The organism is Promicromonospora thailandica (assembly GCF_024171955.1).
Lineage (GTDB): Bacteria > Actinomycetota > Actinomycetes > Actinomycetales > Cellulomonadaceae > Promicromonospora > Promicromonospora thailandica.
Window position 1 is genome coordinate 123,137 of the sequence record NZ_JAMTCS010000006.1, and the last position, 16,621, is coordinate 139,757.

Here is a 16,621-nt window from a genome sequence, read left to right on the forward strand (position 1 = left end):
GAGATAGAACCGTGGCGAGATAGAACTGGGGCCGGGGCGCTGATCAGCGCCCCGGCCCCAGTTCTATCTCGCCACGGTTCTATCTCGGCGGACCGCGCTGGTCAGTTCGCCATGACGCGGGCGTGCAGGGCCTGGACCGCGTAGCGGGCCGACCAGAACGCGCCGTGCTGCCAGGCGGACACCTCTGACATCCAGTCCCCGGCGAAGTAGACCTGCCCCACACCCTGCTGCAGCAGCCGGAACCCGGCCGACGAGGTGTCCGGGTAGGCCCACGCGCCCTCGATGTAGGGCACCTTGTGCCAGGCCACGGAGAAGGAGCTCTCCAGCTCGGTGCGGTACTTCTCGCCGTGGATCTTCACGCCCTGCGCCACCGCGCGCGCCTCGCGCTCCCGCGGGGCCAGGTCCGCGTACGTGCGGGCGTTCGCACCGGTGTTGTAGTACCCGACGACCAGGCCCCGGCGCTCCCCGTACCCGTAGGACGGGTACCAGACGTGAGCGAGGTCCATGTCCGTCTCGGTGATGCCGCCGTAGATCCGGTGGTCGTCCTCCCAGAACCGGGACCGGTACTGCAGCCCGATCTTGCCGGCGGGCGAGCCGACGGCGAACTCGCCCAGCGCCGTGTCGACCTCCGCACCCCAGTTGGTGTCCCACCGGCGCATGAGACCGGCCGGCGCTGTGACGACGGCGAAGTCGGCGTCGAGCTGCCGGGGCCTGCCACCGCGCGGCGTGTACGTGACCCGGACCCCGCGGCTCGTGTTCTCGACCGCCGTGACCGGTGAGCTCAGGTGCACGTTCTGCGCGCCGATGGCCCGCACCAGGTACCGGTAGGTGGTGTCCATGCCGCCCTTCGGCTGGAACATGAGCATGGACTGCTCCCAGTTGATCTCGAAGGGGAAGTACTGCCCCACCTTCGAGGCGAGCACCTCCGAGACCGTGCCCGGACCGGGCAGCGGCGTGCCGTGCTCGTTCCACGCGGACGGGTAGACCGAGTAGCCGCGGTTGCTGCCGCCGGCGTAGGTGCCGTCCGACCGCAGCGACCCCCAGCTGCGCAGGAAGGACCGGAGGTTGTCCTTGTCCTGGTCGGTGAGGCGCTGGTCGAGCGCGCCCTGGTCGGCGGCCTGGTACAGCAGCTCCGACGTGTAGCCGAAGACGTCCGCCTTGGCCGTGCGGTAGCGCACCGGGTTGCCCGGGGTCGCGCCCGACCGCTCGTTGTAGAGGTAGGCGTCGGCGTTCGCGTTGGTGAACACCTCGTAGGGCACGCCCAGCTCCCGGAGGTAGTCCATGGTGACCATCCACTGCGCGATGCGGCCCGCCCCGGCGTTGAGGTACACGCCGTCGGCGAACCGCGCGGTCTGGGTGACTCCATCGAGGTCCGTCTCCGAGTCCCCGCCTCGGATCGTCAGCGTGCGCCCGCCCACCCGGTGCCGGGCCTCGAGAACCGTCACGCGGTAGCCCGCCTTCTGCAGCTCGTAGGCGGTGGCGAGGCCCGCCGGGCCCGCGCCCACGACGACGACCTTCCTGGCCGAGCGGCCCGTCAGCGTGAAGTCGCCGGTGCGGGGCGGGACCCACGACTCGGGCCGGGGCTGGGCGGACGCCGTGGGCGCGAGCCCGAGGGCGCCCATGGTGGCGAACAGGACGCCCGCGCTGGACCCCGCGCCGACGGCCTGCAGGAAGTTGCGACGGGTGACTCCGGAAGTGCTCTGCTCGATGACCACGGGTCCCTACCTCTCGTGTCGACAGGGCTGACGCACTGCGGACCCGATAGGCCACCGGGAGCCACCGTCAGCGCCGTACAGGACGCTAGGGAGGGAAGGTCACCGTGGAGATTCTGTACCGTTTCATTCCAGTTGCTCCTGGTAACCATGCTGTTTCTGCGGCACCGGCCGATCCCTCACAGCGGCCCTGCCGCGTGCTGCACCGGCCACGTCCCGGACGCGCCGGGACCCTCCAGCCCCTGCTCACGGCGCCAGTCGTTGAAGCTCACCGCCCACTGCCGGTGGGCACCGATCTGCTGCTGGTGGAGATCGGTCAGCGGCATGCGCGCGAGCTGCGGGAACCGCCGGGCCAGCGCTTCCAGCAGGTCGAGCGTGGCCAGCACGTCCACCTCGGCGGTGTGCAGGTCGCCCTCGGAGACGATGCCGTACCACTGCGACAGGTCGCCGAGGCGCCGCTTGCCCGGGCGGTACCGGTCCAGCCAGCGGTCGATCACGAGCGGGTCGATCACCGGCTCCACGGGGCGGCCCAGCCGCTGGGGCAGGGTCTTGAGCCCGTGGCGCACCAGCTCGGCGTCGAGCAGGGAGAGGTCGAACGCCGCGTTGTAGGCGACCACGGGCACGCCGTCGGCCAGGTGCTCGGCGAGACGGCCGGCGATCTCCTCGAGCGCCTCGAGGGGCCGGACGCCGTAGGCCCGCGCGTGCTCGGTGGAGATGCCGTGGATCGCGGCGGCCTCCTGGGGGATCTCGACACCCGGGTCGATCAGCCACGTGTCGACCTGTGTACCCACCCCTGGCGTGCGCAGCACGAGCGCCGCCGTGACGATGCGGTCGCCCGCGACGTCCACCCCGGTGGTCTCGGTGTCGAAACCCAGCAGCGGCCTGTCGATCCAGGTCTCGTTCATGGTGTCCTCCCTGCTCGTCCGGGGTTTCGCGGTCCTCGTGCGGTGCGGCGCCCTGCCCCCCGGTGCGTTCACGGAGAACCTTGCCACCGGTCACTGACACTGCGGTCCACGCCACCCGCGCACATCACGGACCCCGGCGCGCCGTGTCGGCGGCGATGGGTAGGCTTGGCGGGTGAGCAACGAGATCGAGATCGGACGCGGCAAGCGTGGGCGGCGCGCCTATTCCTTCGACGACATCGCGGTGGTGCCGTCCCGGCGCACGCGCGACCCGAAGGACGTCTCGGTCGGCTGGCAGATCGACGCCTACCACTTCGAGCTGCCGATCGTCGCGGCGCCGATGGACTCCGTGATGACGCCGGAGAGCGCCGTCGCGCTCGGCCGGTTCGGCGGCCTCGGCGTGCTCGACCTCGAGGGCCTGTGGACCCGGTACGAGTCCCCCGAGCCGCTGCTGGCCGAGATCGCGGAGCTGCCGGCGGGCGAGGCGACGCACCGCATGCAGGAGATCTACGCGGAGCCCATCAAGCCGGAGCTCATCACGCAGCGTCTCAAGGAGATCCGGTCGGCCGGCGTCACCGTGGCCGGCGCGCTGACCCCGCAGCGCACGCAGGAGTTCTACAAGACGGTGGTCGACGCGGGTGTGGACCTGTTCGTCATCCGCGGCACCACGGTCTCGGCCGAGCACGTGTCGGGCAACGCCGAGCCGCTCAACCTCAAGCGGTTCATCTACGAGCTGGACGTGCCCGTCGTCGTCGGCGGCGCGTCGACGTACACCGCGGCTCTGCACCTGATGCGTACGGGTGCGGCGGGCGTGCTGGTCGGCTTCGGCGGCGGTGCCGCCCACACGACACGCGTCAGCCTCGGCATCCACGCGCCCATGGCCACCTCGGTGGCCGACGTCGCCGCGGCGCGCCGCGACTACCTCGACGAGTCGGGCGGCCGCTACGTGCACGTCATCGCGGACGGCGGCGTGGGGCACTCGGGCGACATCGTCAAGGCCGTGGCGTGCGGCGCGGACGCCGTCATGCTCGGTGCCGCGCTCGCGCGGGCCGCGGAGGCACCCGGCAAGGGCTTCCACTGGGGGCCCGAGGCGCACCACCCGCAGCTCCCGCGCGGCGAGCGCGTCGAGGTCGGCACGGTCGGCACGCTGGAGGAGATCCTCTTCGGGCCGGGCAAGCAGGCCGACGGCACGCTGAACCTGGTCGGCGCCCTGCGCCGCGCCATGGCCACGACCGGCTACTCCGACCTCAAGGAGTTCCAGCGGGTCGAGGTCGTCGTGTCGCCCTACCAGCCGCGGTGAGCGCCGTGCCGGGCGACGAGCGGCTCGCCCCTGTCCTGGCCGCGGCCCCCGCGGCCGACGGCGAGTTCGTCGAGATCACCGACGCCGACGTGGAGCAGGTGGTCGGGCTGTGGCGCGACTGCGGCCTGACCCGGCCGTGGAACGACCCTCACGTCGATCTCGCGGACGCCCGTGCCGGTGACACGTCGACCGTGCTCGTGGCCCGGTCCGGCGGCCGGGTCGTCGCCACGGCGATGGCGGGTCACGACGGCCACCGCGGGTGGCTGTACTACGTGGCCGTGGCGCCGGACCTCCAGGGTTCGGGTCTGGGCCGGGCTGCCGTCGTCGCCGCGGAGGCCTGGCTCGTGGCGCGCGGAGCGCGCAAGATCCAGCTCATGGTGCGCACGACGAACACCGACGTACTCGGTTTCTACGCCCGTCTGGGCTACTCCGACCAGGACTGCACGGTGCTGGGTCGCTGGGTCGAATCCAGCTGATTTCGCAGGGTGGAACGACGCGCCGCGCAGTACCGCGATCAACCGCGCTGAAAGTCAGTTTCACACACCTATCAATACGTGGTGCAGGGTTTTGCGCGTATGGTGGCCGCCATGATCGACGACGCAGCAGCCGAAGCAGCGGCTAGTGGTGCGGTCGGCGGCGTGCTCGACCCCGAGCACCCGCAAGGGACGTTCGTCCTCGAGCCCGGGGTGATGGCACCTCTCGTGGCTCGGATCGCCACCTCCGAGGGATCTGGGACGCACCGGTCCATGTGCCCGTTCACGGGTGCGCCGCTGGTGACCTTCCCGGTCTCCTCGGCCGAGGACGTCGCCGCGTGCGTCGTCCGGGCGCGGGTGGCCCAGCGCGCGTGGGCGCGCCGCCCCGTCCGGGAGCGTGCGGAGGTGCTGCAGCGGCTCGGTCGCATCGTGCTGGAGCGACAGTCCGAGGCGCTCGACCTGGTCCAGCTCGAGACGGGCAAGGCCCGCCGGGCGGCCTTCGAGGAGGTCGCGGACATCGCGCAGGTCGCCCGGCACTACGCCGTGCGCGGCGAGCGGTACCTGTCCTCGCGGCGGCTCTCGGGCATGATTCCCCTGCTCACCGGGGTTCAGGTGCACCGCAGGCCGGTCGGCGTCGTCGGCGCGATCGCGCCGTGGAACTACCCGCTGGTGCTCGCGCTCGCCGAGGCGCTGCCCGCGCTGCTCGCCGGGAACGCGGTGGTGCTCAAGCCGGACCCCCAGACCACGCTCACCGCCCTGTGGGCGGCGGAGGCGCTGGACGATGCCGGTCTGCCGGCCGGGCTGTTCCAGGTGGTCGCGGGTGGCCCGGAGGTCGGCGAGGAGCTGGTCGAGCACGTGGACCACGTGGCGTTCACGGGGTCCACCGCCACGGGCCGCAAGGTCGCGGCCCGCGCGGGCGAACGGCTGATCGGCGCCACCCTGGAGCTCGGCGGCAAGAACGCCCTCTACGTGGCCGACGACGTCGACGTCGACGCTGCGGTGCCGGGCATTGTCCGGGCCTGCTTCTCGAACGCCGGTCAGCTGTGCGTCTCCGTCGAACGTCTGGTGGTGCACGAGGCGATCGCCGACGAGTTCGTCGCGAAGTTCGTGCGCGCGGTGCGGAACCTCCGGCTCGGCCCGGCCCTCGACTACACCGCCGACGTCGGGTCGCTGACCTCGGCCGCGCAGCTCGACAAGGTGACGGCCCACGTGGACGACGCACTGGCCCGCGGCGCCCGGGTGCTCGCCGGTGGGGTGCACCGCGCCGACGTCGGCCCGTACTTCTACGCCCCCACCGTGCTCGACGACGTGCCCGCGCAGGCGACCGTCGCGCGCGAGGAGACCTTCGGCCCGGTCGTGACGATCACCCGCGTGGACTGCGACGAGGATGCGGTCACGGTCATGAACGACACCGAGTACGGGCTGCACGCGGCCGTGTGGTCGCGCGACGTCGGGCGGGCCCGCCGCGTGGCCGAGCGTGTCGAGTGCGGGTCCGTCGCGATCAACGACGGGTACACGCTGACCTGGGGTTCCGTGGCGGCGCCGCTCGGCGGCTGGAAGGCCTCCGGGCTGGGTGGCAGGCACGGTTCGGCGTCGATCGACGGGCTCACGCGCCGGCAGACCGTCGTGACGTCCCGGGGCGCGCGCTTCGGCGCCACGCTCGACAGCCTGTACGGCCTGGGCGGCGACACCCCGAGCCGGGTGCTGACCACCGCCCTGTCGGTGATGCGCAGGCTGCGCATGTCTTGAGTGAACGGCCTTCACCGGTACGCTCACCCGCATGACGACGCAGCTCCACGCCTTCTGGAAGACCGCGAACTCCCTGCCACTCGTCGGCGGTCTGCTCGGCAGGCGCATCTTCTCCGTGGCCTTCAGCCTCAAGGCCCCGTACTTCGGCACGATCGCGCCGCGCGTGGCGGACATGCGACCGAACTACGGCGAGGTCGTGGTCCCGAACCGGTGGCGCAACCGCAACCACATCGGCACGGTGCACGCGATCGCCGTCTGCAACGGGCTGGAGATGGCGATGGGGTCGCTCGCGGAGGCCACCGTGCCGGCCGACAAGCGCTGGCTGCCCAAGGGCATGGAGGTCGCCTACCTCGCGAAGTCGACGGGCGACGTGACCTGCATCGCCGAGACCGACCAGGCCCAGTGGGACGGCGACGACAAGGACCTGCCCGTCCGCGTGCGCGGCGTGCTGGCCGACGGCACCGTGGTGGTCGAGGGCACCATCCATCTCTGGGTCACCCCCACGAAGCGCTGAGCTGTCAGCGGGGGCGGCGGCGGAGCGAGCGGACGGCGGCCTTCCAGCTCGCCAGCAGCTCGCGCACCTGCCACCACGCCTTGCGCACCGGCCGGACGCTCGCGGAGCTCACGCCGAAACCCACCGCGTCCAGCCCCGCCTCGACGCACGAGAAGAGCGTGCGCCGCAGGTGGTAGTCCTGCGTGACGACGACGGCGGAGCGCACCCCGTACAGGTCGTAGGCGCGGCGGCACGTGGCGGTGGTGTTGAAGCCCTCACGGTCGAGCACGATGGCGTGGTCCGGGACGCCGAGGTCGTTGTCGAGCAGCCAGGCGCGCATCGAGCCGGGCTCGTCGTACCGGGTGCCGTCGGGACGGTCGTGCGCGTCGCCGCTCAGGATCACCGTGGGGGCCAGGCCCGCGCGGAACAGCTCGGCGCCGCCCTCGACACGGCGGCGCAGGTAGGTCGACGGTGTGCCGTCGGTGTTCAGTCCGCAGCCCAGCACGATGACGGCGTCGGCCTTCTCGATGTCGTCGGGGTGCCGACGCACCCGCGGGTGGCCGGTGGCCTGGACGGCGGCGACGGGGACGACGAACGCGACGGCGAGCGCGCCCGCGACGATCGCGGCGGCCTTGAGCGGAGTCACGTGCGGAACGGTACCGCGCCGGCGGGGTCGTGCCTGATCACAGTGCGTTCCACGCGGTTCACGCCGCGAGCAGGGTCAGCTCGGCGCGCAGGTTCGCCTCCGCGGCGTCCTGCCAGCGGGCCGCGCCCGGCGCGGTGCGGAAGAGCGGTCCGCGGGCCAGCAGGCCGCGGAGCACGTCGGCGCGGGCGGCGCGGAACAGGGGTTCGGGGACATCGCAGTACTCGGCCCGCACCTGGTGCGTGTACCGCGTGTAGACAGCGGGGGTGCCGCCGAGCACCGCCAGGTCGGCGTCGCTGACCAGGCCGCCCACGACGTCGTCGGGCGCGGGGGTGTGGTCCGTGGTGACGAGGACGAGGCGGGCGACCTCGTCGACGTCGGCCGCCGACACCCCCGCACCGGCGAGCGGGCCGAGCAGCTCGGCGACGAGGCCGGCGGACCGCTCCTCGTCCTGCCCGGCGACGCCGTCGTGCACCGCGTCGTGGAACCAGAGGGCGAGCCGTGCCTGCCAGGCCGTGCGCTCGGCGACCCCGCTCTCGGCCGCCAGGGTGTCGAGCGCGTCGAGGGCGACGGCCAGGTGCAGCGGCGAGTGGTAGACGCGGTGCGGCTCGCGCCAGCGGTCGACGAGGTCCTCACCGGCCTTGCGGGCCAGGCTCGGGTCCGCCCACAGGGCATCCCACCGGGTCAGGAGCGCGGCCCGCTTCGCCCTCTTGCGCTCGGCGCCCGAGACGCGCAGGGCGGACCCGGCAAGCCGTCGCGCCAGGTCACCGCCGTCGACCGGCACGGCGCCCGCGGCGACCAGGTCGTCGTACCGGGACGCCGGCACGTCGTAGTGGTCGAGGTCGAGCGCCCGGTCGGGCACCTCGGCCGCCCGGGCGAAGAGCCGGAGCTCACGCAGAGACCCGTCCGAGACCAGGTGGGAGAACAGGGTCCCGTGCGCGGGCCACGCGGGTGGGTCGATGAAGACGGTCACGGGGTGAGGCTAGCGCGGCGGGTGGGGTCACCACGGGACCGGTCCGTCGTCGCGACGGTAGGAGCCCGTCTCGTCACCGTGGCCGAGGGTGGCCAGGTCGCAGATGACCCGGGCGCCGTCGGCCGCGGTCCGCTCGACCCCGGGAATCCCCACGGTGAAGTCGGTTCGGCACGGGCCCGGATCGGCGGCGTTGACGAGGATTCCATCGGCTCGGAGTGCCTTCGCGTACTGCAGGGTCACCTGGTTCAGGGCGGTCTTGGAGGCCGGGTAGGCCAGGAGCCCGGGCATGTCGGCGAAGTAGTGGCCGGGGTCGCTCATCCGAGTCAGTGATCCGACACTGGAGGACACGTTCACGATGCGCCCGCGTCGCGAGCGCCGAAGGAGCGGGATCATCGCCTCGGTCACCGCGATGACGCCGAACACGTTGGTCGCGAACACCTGGCGGACCACGTCCAGGTCGACGTGGCCGGCGACCTGGGCGGCCTGGTCACCGGCGATGCCGGCGTTGTTCACCAGGACGTCCAGGCGTCCGTACCGGTGATCGACCCACTCGGCGGCTCTGGTGATCGAGGCGGTGTCGCTGACGTCGATCTCGACGGGCACGACATCGCCACCCCGAGCACGCAGGGAGCTGATGGTCTCCTCGACATGCTTCGGGTTGCGGGCCCCGAGCAGTACTCGCATCCCCTGGTCGGCGAGGTCGCTGACGACCTCCAGCCCGATTCCGCGCCCGCCCCCGGTGACCAGGGCGAGGGTCTTGTCGTCGTACATCCTCACGCCTCCTACTTGGATGATTCTTCCAGTTCACAACCTAGCACAAGAACTGGAGTAAGATTCCAACTATGCCCACGCCTCAACGTGCAGACGGACGGCGGCGACGTGAGTCGCTCCTCGACGCAGCTCTGGATTCTTTCGCCGAGGACGGGCTGCTCGGCGTGGGCATAGAGCAGATCCGCAGGCGCGCGGGCGCGAGTCCTTCGAGCGTCTACCACCACTTCCGCGATATCGGAGACCTGACCACCGCGGTCTTGCTGAGGACCTTCGAGCGGGTCACCGCACACATGCAGTCGCGGCTCGCTCGCGCCGGCACGGCCGAGGAAACGGTGCGCACTCTGGTCGATTCATTCCTCGAGTGGGCCCTCGCACACCCCGATGAGGCCCGGTTCATGTACCAGGCGATGGCACTGGAGCTGAGCGGGCCGCAGCATCGCGACCTCCTTGAGGCCAAAGCCAGGCTCCAGGAGCCGATCTTCGCCCGGCTGCGGGTGCTCTCCGATGCAGGGGACCTACCTCCGTGGCCAGCGGCACACCTCTACTCGCTGCTGCTGGGAGCAGTGCACGACGCCTGTCGGCACTTCTTGGCAGGCGCTGAGACGGACCCCGCGTGGATGCGCGCCATGCTTCCCGGCGCCGCGTGGCGATCGCTGGAACCGGGTGCGCAGGATGACCGTGCGGACGTGGTGTTTATGACGAATCGTGACGAGACGGTCGCGCTGCCTGACACGCCGATTGACAGATCTTGACGAGTTCCCCCGGTTGGCACCGGGTGGTACTCAAGCCCGAACATGATCCTGGACCGCCGCGAGCAGCGCCGAGTTCGACCGTTTTGAACAGATGATCTCAGTGCCGGCCGTCCCGACCGCCGGTCGCGCGATAGCCAGCTTCTCGTTGGCCGGCACCACCATCGGCGCCGGGGCGCTCCTGCTCGGGCGCGGTGACCGAAGTGTGGTGTCGGACATCTCGTCGCCCGACGTTCTGCGCCTCGATGGGCCGCCGAGTTTGTCGACGGCCTCTTCGGCAGCCGAATGGTTCTTCGCATCAGATAGGGAGTGTGGAATGTGGCGGGAACGTGTGCTTGCCGTGACTGGCGAAGTTGAGTTGGGCGCCCCAGTGGCCAGCGAACAGATCGATCGCCTTGAGGGGGCTCTGGGCTGGCAAGTTCCTGCGGAGCTGCGGTCCTTTCTATTGGAGTGCAATGGTTTGACTGCGTGGTCTGCGGAGTATGTGTGGCCGACCGGGAGAATTCTTGAAATAAACAACCAGTTCAACGGTTCAGCCGAATTTGAGACCCTATATCTTCCGTTCGATGGGCTGCGATTCTTCGGCGATAATGGAGGTGGCGATCAATTCGCTTTCGTGGACAGGGCTGAGCGTTCCGATATTTTCGTGTGGGAGCACGAAGACGACAGTCGGCGGTGGGTTGCAAACGACCTGGGAGATTTCCTGGACCGAGCATTGAGCTCCGGTGGCGTCGACTGGTATCTGTAGTCCGATGAATTCGACCCGGCTCGCACACGATGAATTGAGCGCGCTACCGTTCAGGGCCACCGATCGCGTCCCGGCAGTATCGGGATTCAGTTCTCTGTCCGATGCATATGTTTCGTTGTTACGGCGAGCCGCCCGGTCACACGCCCAAGCTCAGCCCCCCGCCACCTCCACCGCCTGCCGCGCGATTGCCAGCTCCTCGTTGGTCGGCACCACCATCACCAGCGGCGCCTCGGCACCACCCCGCACCGACACGACCCGCGCCTCGTCGGACCGCGCCTCGTTCGCCGCAGGGTCGATCGTCAGCCCGAGGAACTTCAGCCCGCGCACCACGCCGGAGCGGATCGGGTGCGCGTTCTCCCCGACCCCGGCGGTGAACGTCAGCACGTCGATCCCGCCCAGCACCGCCGCGTACGCGCCGACGTACTTGCGCAGCCGGTGCAGGTAGACCTCCAGCGCCAGCCGGGCGGCGGCGTCGCCGGAGTCGGCCAGGGCGCGCAGCTCACGCATGTCGCTCTCGCCGGCGAGCCCGAGCAGGCCGGACTTCTTGTTCAGCAGCGTGTCGACGTCCTCGCCCGACATCCCCTCACGCATGAGGTGGAACACCACACCGGGGTCGATGTCGCCCGAGCGGGTACCCATGACCAGGCCCTCGAGCGGCGTCAGCCCCATCGACGTGTCCATCGGCCGGCCACCCAGGATCGCCGACGCCGACGCCCCGTTGCCCAGGTGCAGCACCACCTGCCGCAGCGAGTCCGGCGTCCGCCCCTCGGCCGCGAGCTTCTCCTGGACCGCGGGGTGCGCCGCGGCCACGGACGAGACGTACTCGTGCGACGTGCCGTGGAACCCGTACCGCCGCACGCGGTGCTCGGCCGCGACCTCCCGGTCGATCGCGTACGTCGAGGCGACCTCCGGCAGGTCGGCGAAGAACGCTGTGTCGAAGACGGCCACGTGCGGCACGTCGAGGAACTCGCGACCCACCTCGATGCCCGTGAGGTTGGCCGGGTTGTGCAGCGGTGCCAGCGGGATCAGATCGCGGATGGCGGCCACGACGTCGTCGTCCACGAGGGTGGGCTCGGTGAACACGTCGCCGCCGTGCACCACCCGGTGACCCACGGCGGTGATGCCCGCCTCCGCGATGGGCAGGCCGACCTCCTCGAACAGCCGGCCGAGGATGGCCAGCGCCTCCCGGTAGTCCGGGACCGGCAGGTTCCGCTCGATCGTCTCCCCGTTCGCCTTCTGCGTGACCGACCCCTTGGCCTGGCCGATGCGCTCGACGATGCCCGTGATCTTCACGTCGCCCGACGCGGGGTCGAGCAGCTGGTACTTCAGCGACGACGACCCGGAGTTCAGTACCAGCACCGTGCTCACGCGACGACCCCCTTGCCCTGTGCCTGGATGGCCGTGATCGCCACGGTGTTCACGATGTCCTCCACCAGTGCCCCGCGGGACAGGTCGTTGACCGGCTTGTTCAGTCCTTGCAGCACCGGGCCGACGGCGACGGCGCCCGCCGAGCGCTGCACCGCCTTGTACGTGTTGTTGCCCGTGTTGAGGTCGGGGAACACGAACACGGTCGCCCGCCCCGCGACGTCGGACCCCGGCAGCTTGGACGCCGCGACCGACGCGTCCACGGCGGCGTCGTACTGGATGGGGCCCTCGACGTGGAGCTCGGAGGCGCGCTCACGGACCAGACCCGTGGCGGTGCGCACCTTGTCGACGTCGGCGCCCGTGCCGGACTCGCCCGTCGAGTAGGACAGCATGGCGATGCGCGGCTCGACGCCGAACTGCCGCGCCGTGGCGGCCGACGAGACGGCGATGTCGGCGAGCTCGTCGGATGTCGGGTCGGGGATGACGGCGCAGTCGCCGTACACGAGCACCCTGTCCTCCAGGCACATGAAGAACACCGACGACACCGACGACGTGCCCGGCTTCGTCTTGATGATCTCGAACGACGGCCGGATGGTGTGCGCGGTCGAGTGCGCGGCGCCGGAGACCATGCCGTCGGCGAGCCCGAGGTGCACCATCATCGTGCCGAAGTAGGAGACGTCGGTGACGATCTCCCGCGCGCGCTCGACCGTCATGCCCTTGTGGGCGCGCAGCCGGGCGTACTCGGCGGCGAACTTCTCGACGTGCTCCGGGTCGTGCGGAGACAGCACGCGGGCGGCCGCGATGTCGAGGCCCAGCTCGGCGGCGCGGGCCCGGATCGGCTCCTCGTCGCCGAGGATCGTGAGGTCCGCGATCTGCCGCGCCAGCACCGTGGAGGCGGCTCGCAGGATGCGGTCGTCGGACCCCTCGGGCAGCACGATGTGCCGGCGGTCGGCCCGGGCCCGTTCGATGAGCTGGTAGGCGAACATCAGCGGCGTGACCACCTGCGGCCGCGGCAGGTCGAGCCGCGCGGCCAGGGCAGCGGCGTCGACGTGCTGCTCGAACAGGGAGCGGGCGACCTCGACCTTGCGCACGGAGTCCTTGTCCACGCGGCCCCGCGTGGTCGCCGCGGCGCGCGCCGTGGGGTAGGTGCCGAGCGGCGTCGTGATGATCGGCAGCCGGGGCCGCATCGCCTCCAGCAGCTCCGCGGGCCGGCCCTGGGGATAGAACCCGCCGTTGAGGATGATCCCGGACAGCGACGGGAACGACGGCGTGAGGTGGGTGGCGAGCAGCCCGATGAGCTGGTCGATGCGGTCGCCGGGCGTGATGACCACCGCGCCGTCGGTCAGCCGCTCCAGCAGGTGCTCGAAGCTCATCGCCCCCACCTGCAGGTCCAGCGCCTCTCGGCTCAGCAGCTCGGGGTCGCCCAGCACGAGCGTGCCGTCCACGGCGTCCAGGAGCTGCGCGACCGTCGGGGCCTGCAGGAACGGCTCCTCGGGGATGGTCCACACGGGCACGTCGGGCTGGGCCCGCTCCAGCACCGCGCGGATCTGCGCGGCGTCGTCCGGCTCCGCGCGGTTGACCACCAGGCCGATCGCCTGCGCGTGGTGCGCCGCCAGCTCGGCGAGGCTCACGTCGGCCAGCGCCCGCACGCCGTCCGGGGTGCGCTCGCGGCCCGACACCACCAGCAGCACCGGCGCGCCCAGGTTCGCCGCGACGCGCGCGTTGAACGAGAGCTCGGTGGGCCCGGCCACGTCGGTGTAGTCCGTGCCGAGGACCACCACCGCGTCGCAGCGTTCCGCCAGGTCGTGGAACCGGGACACGATCCGCGCCAGCGCGTCCTCCGGGTCGTCGTGCACGTCGGCGTAGGTCACGCCCACGGCGTCGTCGTACGCGATGTCGACGCCGTCGTGCTCCAGGAGCAGCTCCAGCACGTGGTCGCGCTCACCGCCCGCACCCTCGGACTCGGTGGCGCGCGAGACCGGCCGGAACACCCCGACCCGCCGGCCCTTGCGGACCAGCAGGTCGAGGACACCGAGCGCGACCGTCGACTTCCCGCTCTCGCCCTCCGGGCTTGCGATGACGATGCTGCGGGTCGTACCGGTCACATGCCGCTCCGTGTTCACTTCGTGGGAATTGCTGCTACTCGTTGTCTCCACCGGTGCCGAGCGTAGCGCCCACCTGCCCGGAGTCGGCCTGGTCCTGGGCGTCGGGCCACACCCAGTCGCGCACCTCGGGGATGTCGTCCCCGTGCTCGCGGGTCCAGGCGCGGGCCCGGATCCGGGCGTCCTGCATGCGCTGGCGCAGCCCGGCCTGGGTGCTGCCGAGCGAGGGCACCCGGTCGATGACGTCGATCACCAGGTGGTACCGGTCGAGGTCGTTGAGCATGACCATGTCGAACGGCGTCGTCGTCGTGCCCTCCTCCTTGTACCCGCGCACGTGCCAGTGCTCGTGGCCGGTGCGCCGGTAGGTGAGGCGGTGGATGAGCCACGGGTAGCCGTGGTAGGCGAAGACGACGGGCCGGTCGGGTGTGAACAGGCCGTCGAACTCGCGGTCGGTCAGACCGTGCGGGTGCTCGGTCGCGTCCTGCAGCCGCATGAGGTCGACGACGTTGACGACGCGCACCTTGAGGTCCGGCAGCTCGCGGCGCAGGATGTCGGCGGCGGCGAGCACCTCCATGGTCGGCACGTCGCCCGCGCAGCCGAGCACCACGTCCGGCTTCTCGCCCGCCGTCTCCGTGCCCGCCCACTCCCAGATGCCCAGGCCGCGCGTGCAGTGCTCGATCGCCGCCTCCATGTCGAGGAAGTTCGGCGCGGGCTGCTTGCCGGCCACGACCACGTTGACGTACTGCCGGCTGCGCAGGCAGTGGTCGTAGGTGGACAGCAGCGTGTTGGCGTCCGGCGGCAGGTACACCCGCACGATCTCGGCCTTCTTGTTCACCACGTGGTCGATGAACCCGGGGTCCTGGTGGCTGAAACCGTTGTGGTCCTGCCGCCACACGTGGCTGGACAGCAGGTAGTTCAGCGAGGCGACCGGCCGCCGCCACGAGATGTCGTTCGTGACCTTGAGCCACTTGGCGTGCTGGTTGAACATCGAGTCGATGATGTGGATGAACGCCTCGTAGCTGGTCAGCAGGCCGTGCCGGCCGGTCAGGAGGTAGCCCTCCAGCCAGCCCTGCACCTGGTGCTCGCTGAGCATCTCCATGACCCGGCCGGCCCGGGCCATGTGCTCGTCCACCTCCGGCCCGATGAACTCGGCGTTCCACTGCTTGTCCGTCGTGTCGTACACGGCCTGCAGGCGGTTGGAGGCGACCTCGTCCGGGCCGAAGATGCGGAAGTTGTCCGGGTTCAGCCGGATCACGTCGGTGAGCCACTGGCCCAGCACGCGCGGCGCCTCCGACGTCGACCCGCCGGGTACCGGCACGTCCACGGCGTAGTCGCGGAAGTCCGGCAGGCGCAGGTCCTTGAGCAGCAGGCCACCGTTCGCGTGCGGGGTGGCGCTCATCCGCAGCGCACCCTGCGGCGCCAGCGCGGTGATCTCCGGCAGCACGCGACCCTCGTCGTCGAACAGCTCCTCGGGCCGGTACGACCTCAGCCACGTCTCCAGCACCGCCAGGTGCTCCGGCGTGTCCCGGGCGTTGGCGAGCGGCACCTGGTGCGCGCGCCACGATCCGGTGGTCTTCTTGCCGTCGATCTCCGCCGGACCGCTCCAGCCCTTGGGCGTGCGGAACACGATCATGGGCCAGGCGGGGCGGCTCAGGTCGCCGTCCGCCGCACGCTCCTTGATGGCCGCGATCTCGTCGAGCACCTCGTCGAGCAGCGTCGCGAACCGGCGGTGCACGTCGAGCGGCGACTCGTCCTCGTCGTAGCCGCCCTCGAAGAAGTGCGGTGTGTACCCGTAGCCGACCATCAGGTCGCGCAGCTCGTCCTGCGGGATGCGGGCCAGGACGGTCGGGTTCGCGATCTTGTAGCCGTTGAGGTGCAGGATCGGCAGCACGACGCCGTCCTGGGCGGGGTTGAGGAACTTGTTCGAGTGCCAGGACGTCGCCAGCGGGCCGGTCTCGGCCTCGCCGTCGCCGACCACGGCCGCGACCAGCAGGTCCGGGTTGTCGAACGCCGCGCCGTACGCGTGGCTCAGGGCGTACCCGAGCTCACCTCCCTCGTGGATCGAGCCGGGCGTCTCGGGCGCCACGTGGCTCGGGATGCCGCCGGGGAACGAGAACTGCCGGAACAGCCGGCGCACACCCTCGGTGTCCTGCGTGATGTCGCTGTAGACCTCCGAGTACGTGCCGTCCAGGTAGGCGGACGCGACCAGACCCGGCCCGCCGTGGCCGGGGCCCGTGAGGTACATGGTCGGCTGCTGCCGCTGCGCGACGGCGCGGTTCAGGTGCGCGTACAGGAAGTTGAGGCCCGGCGTGGTGCCCCAGTGGCCGAGCAGGCGCGGCTTGACGTGGTCGGGCGTCAGCTTCTCGCGCAGGAGCGGGTTGTCGAGCAGGTAGATCTGGCCGACCGAGAGGTAGTTGGCCGCCCGCCACCACGCGTCGATCCGCTCCAGCTCCGCGGGCTCGAGCTGGGCGACCCCGGTGGCGCGCCATCCGGTGGCCGGGGAGTCGGGGACTGTCGTCGTCGTCATCGCTCACGCTCCTACGTGCGGGGGTACGTGTGGCTGCGTGATCATTCGAACGCAGAACCGCCGTGCACGCGAGGGCTGTGCCGGGTGACGTGCGACTCGTCCGGTCGGTGCGTC

Annotated in this window: 14 protein-coding genes; 6 read left to right on the forward strand and 8 right to left on the reverse strand. The window is 71.1% G+C overall.

Annotated features, from left to right (window positions below; translation table 11 throughout):
- Nucleotides 1–101: 101 nt before the first annotated feature.
- Both APR03_RS11035 and APR03_RS11040 read right to left on the reverse strand, forming a co-directional pair.
- Entirely contained in the window at nt 102–1,715 is a 1,614-nt protein-coding gene (locus APR03_RS11035) for a flavin monoamine oxidase family protein (protein ID WP_253835634.1), read from the reverse strand.
- A 176-nt stretch (nt 1,716–1,891) separates the two neighbouring features.
- A complete protein-coding gene (locus APR03_RS11040) occupies nt 1,892–2,617 on the reverse strand; it encodes an exonuclease domain-containing protein (protein ID WP_253835637.1) in 726 nt (241 codons plus the stop codon).
- A gap of 172 nt (nt 2,618–2,789) precedes the next feature.
- On the opposite strand from APR03_RS11040, the gene APR03_RS11045 reads away from it, so the two are divergent.
- From APR03_RS11045 to APR03_RS11060, 4 genes are all read left to right on the forward strand, one after another.
- On the forward strand, nt 2,790–3,914 hold the full coding sequence (locus APR03_RS11045) for a GuaB3 family IMP dehydrogenase-related protein (RefSeq protein ID WP_253835639.1): 1,125 nt from the start codon (nt 2,790–2,792) through the stop codon (nt 3,912–3,914).
- Nucleotides 3,911–4,390: a GNAT family acetyltransferase gene (locus tag APR03_RS11050; protein ID WP_253835640.1), complete on the forward strand. Its 480-nt coding sequence runs from the start codon at nt 3,911–3,913 to the stop codon at nt 4,388–4,390. The genes APR03_RS11045 and APR03_RS11050 overlap by 4 nt, the downstream gene beginning before the upstream one ends.
- Nucleotides 4,391–4,501: 111 nt before the next feature.
- Entirely contained in the window at nt 4,502–6,136 is a 1,635-nt protein-coding gene (locus tag APR03_RS11055) for a succinic semialdehyde dehydrogenase (RefSeq protein WP_253835642.1), read from the forward strand.
- Between the two features lie 31 nt (nt 6,137–6,167).
- A complete protein-coding gene (locus APR03_RS11060; protein ID WP_253835644.1) occupies nt 6,168–6,650 on the forward strand; it encodes a hotdog fold domain-containing protein in 483 nt (160 codons plus the stop codon).
- Nucleotides 6,651–6,654: 4 nt separating this feature from the next.
- Here the strand turns inward: APR03_RS11060 and APR03_RS11065 are convergent, their stop codons facing one another.
- The 3 genes from APR03_RS11065 to APR03_RS11075 are packed head-to-tail and all read right to left on the reverse strand — an operon-like array spanning nt 6,655 to nt 9,016.
- Nucleotides 6,655–7,275, reverse strand: a complete 621-nt coding sequence (locus tag APR03_RS11065) for a SanA/YdcF family protein (protein WP_253835646.1) — start codon at nt 7,273–7,275, stop codon at nt 6,655–6,657.
- 58 nt (nt 7,276–7,333) lie between these two features.
- Nucleotides 7,334–8,245 (reverse strand): DUF4031 domain-containing protein, encoded by a 912-nt coding sequence (locus tag APR03_RS11070; protein ID WP_253835648.1) that lies wholly within the window; start codon nt 8,243–8,245, stop codon nt 7,334–7,336.
- Between the two features lie 27 nt (nt 8,246–8,272).
- Nucleotides 8,273–9,016 carry an SDR family NAD(P)-dependent oxidoreductase gene (locus APR03_RS11075; protein WP_253835651.1) on the reverse strand — a complete coding sequence of 248 codons (744 nt, stop codon included), beginning with the start codon at nt 9,014–9,016 and terminating at the stop codon, nt 8,273–8,275.
- 71 nt (nt 9,017–9,087) lie between these two features.
- Here APR03_RS11075 and APR03_RS11080 point away from each other — a divergent pair, with 71 nt between their 5' ends.
- Together APR03_RS11080 and APR03_RS11085 are read left to right on the forward strand one after the other, a co-directional pair.
- Nucleotides 9,088–9,768, forward strand: a complete 681-nt coding sequence (locus APR03_RS11080) for a TetR/AcrR family transcriptional regulator (protein ID WP_253835653.1) — start codon at nt 9,088–9,090, stop codon at nt 9,766–9,768.
- A gap of 91 nt (nt 9,769–9,859) precedes the next feature.
- Complete coding sequence (locus tag APR03_RS11085; protein WP_253835656.1) at nt 9,860–10,513, forward strand: SMI1/KNR4 family protein; 654 nt, start codon at nt 9,860–9,862, stop codon at nt 10,511–10,513.
- A gap of 150 nt (nt 10,514–10,663) precedes the next feature.
- Here the strand turns inward: APR03_RS11085 and APR03_RS11090 are convergent, their stop codons facing one another.
- The 3 genes from APR03_RS11090 to APR03_RS11100 are packed head-to-tail and all read right to left on the reverse strand — an operon-like array spanning nt 10,664 to nt 16,507.
- Complete coding sequence (locus APR03_RS11090) at nt 10,664–11,881, reverse strand: acetate/propionate family kinase (RefSeq protein ID WP_253835658.1); 1,218 nt, start codon at nt 11,879–11,881, stop codon at nt 10,664–10,666.
- The gene (gene pta, locus APR03_RS11095; RefSeq protein ID WP_253835660.1) at nt 11,878–13,983 is read right to left on the reverse strand and encodes a phosphate acetyltransferase; all 2,106 of its coding nucleotides are present in this window, start codon (nt 13,981–13,983) and stop codon (nt 11,878–11,880) included. Before pta ends, APR03_RS11090 begins: the two co-directional genes overlap by 4 nt.
- Nucleotides 13,984–14,017: 34 nt before the next feature.
- A complete protein-coding gene (locus APR03_RS11100; RefSeq protein WP_253835662.1) occupies nt 14,018–16,507 on the reverse strand; it encodes a phosphoketolase family protein in 2,490 nt (829 codons plus the stop codon).
- Nucleotides 16,508–16,621: the final 114 nt, after the last annotated feature.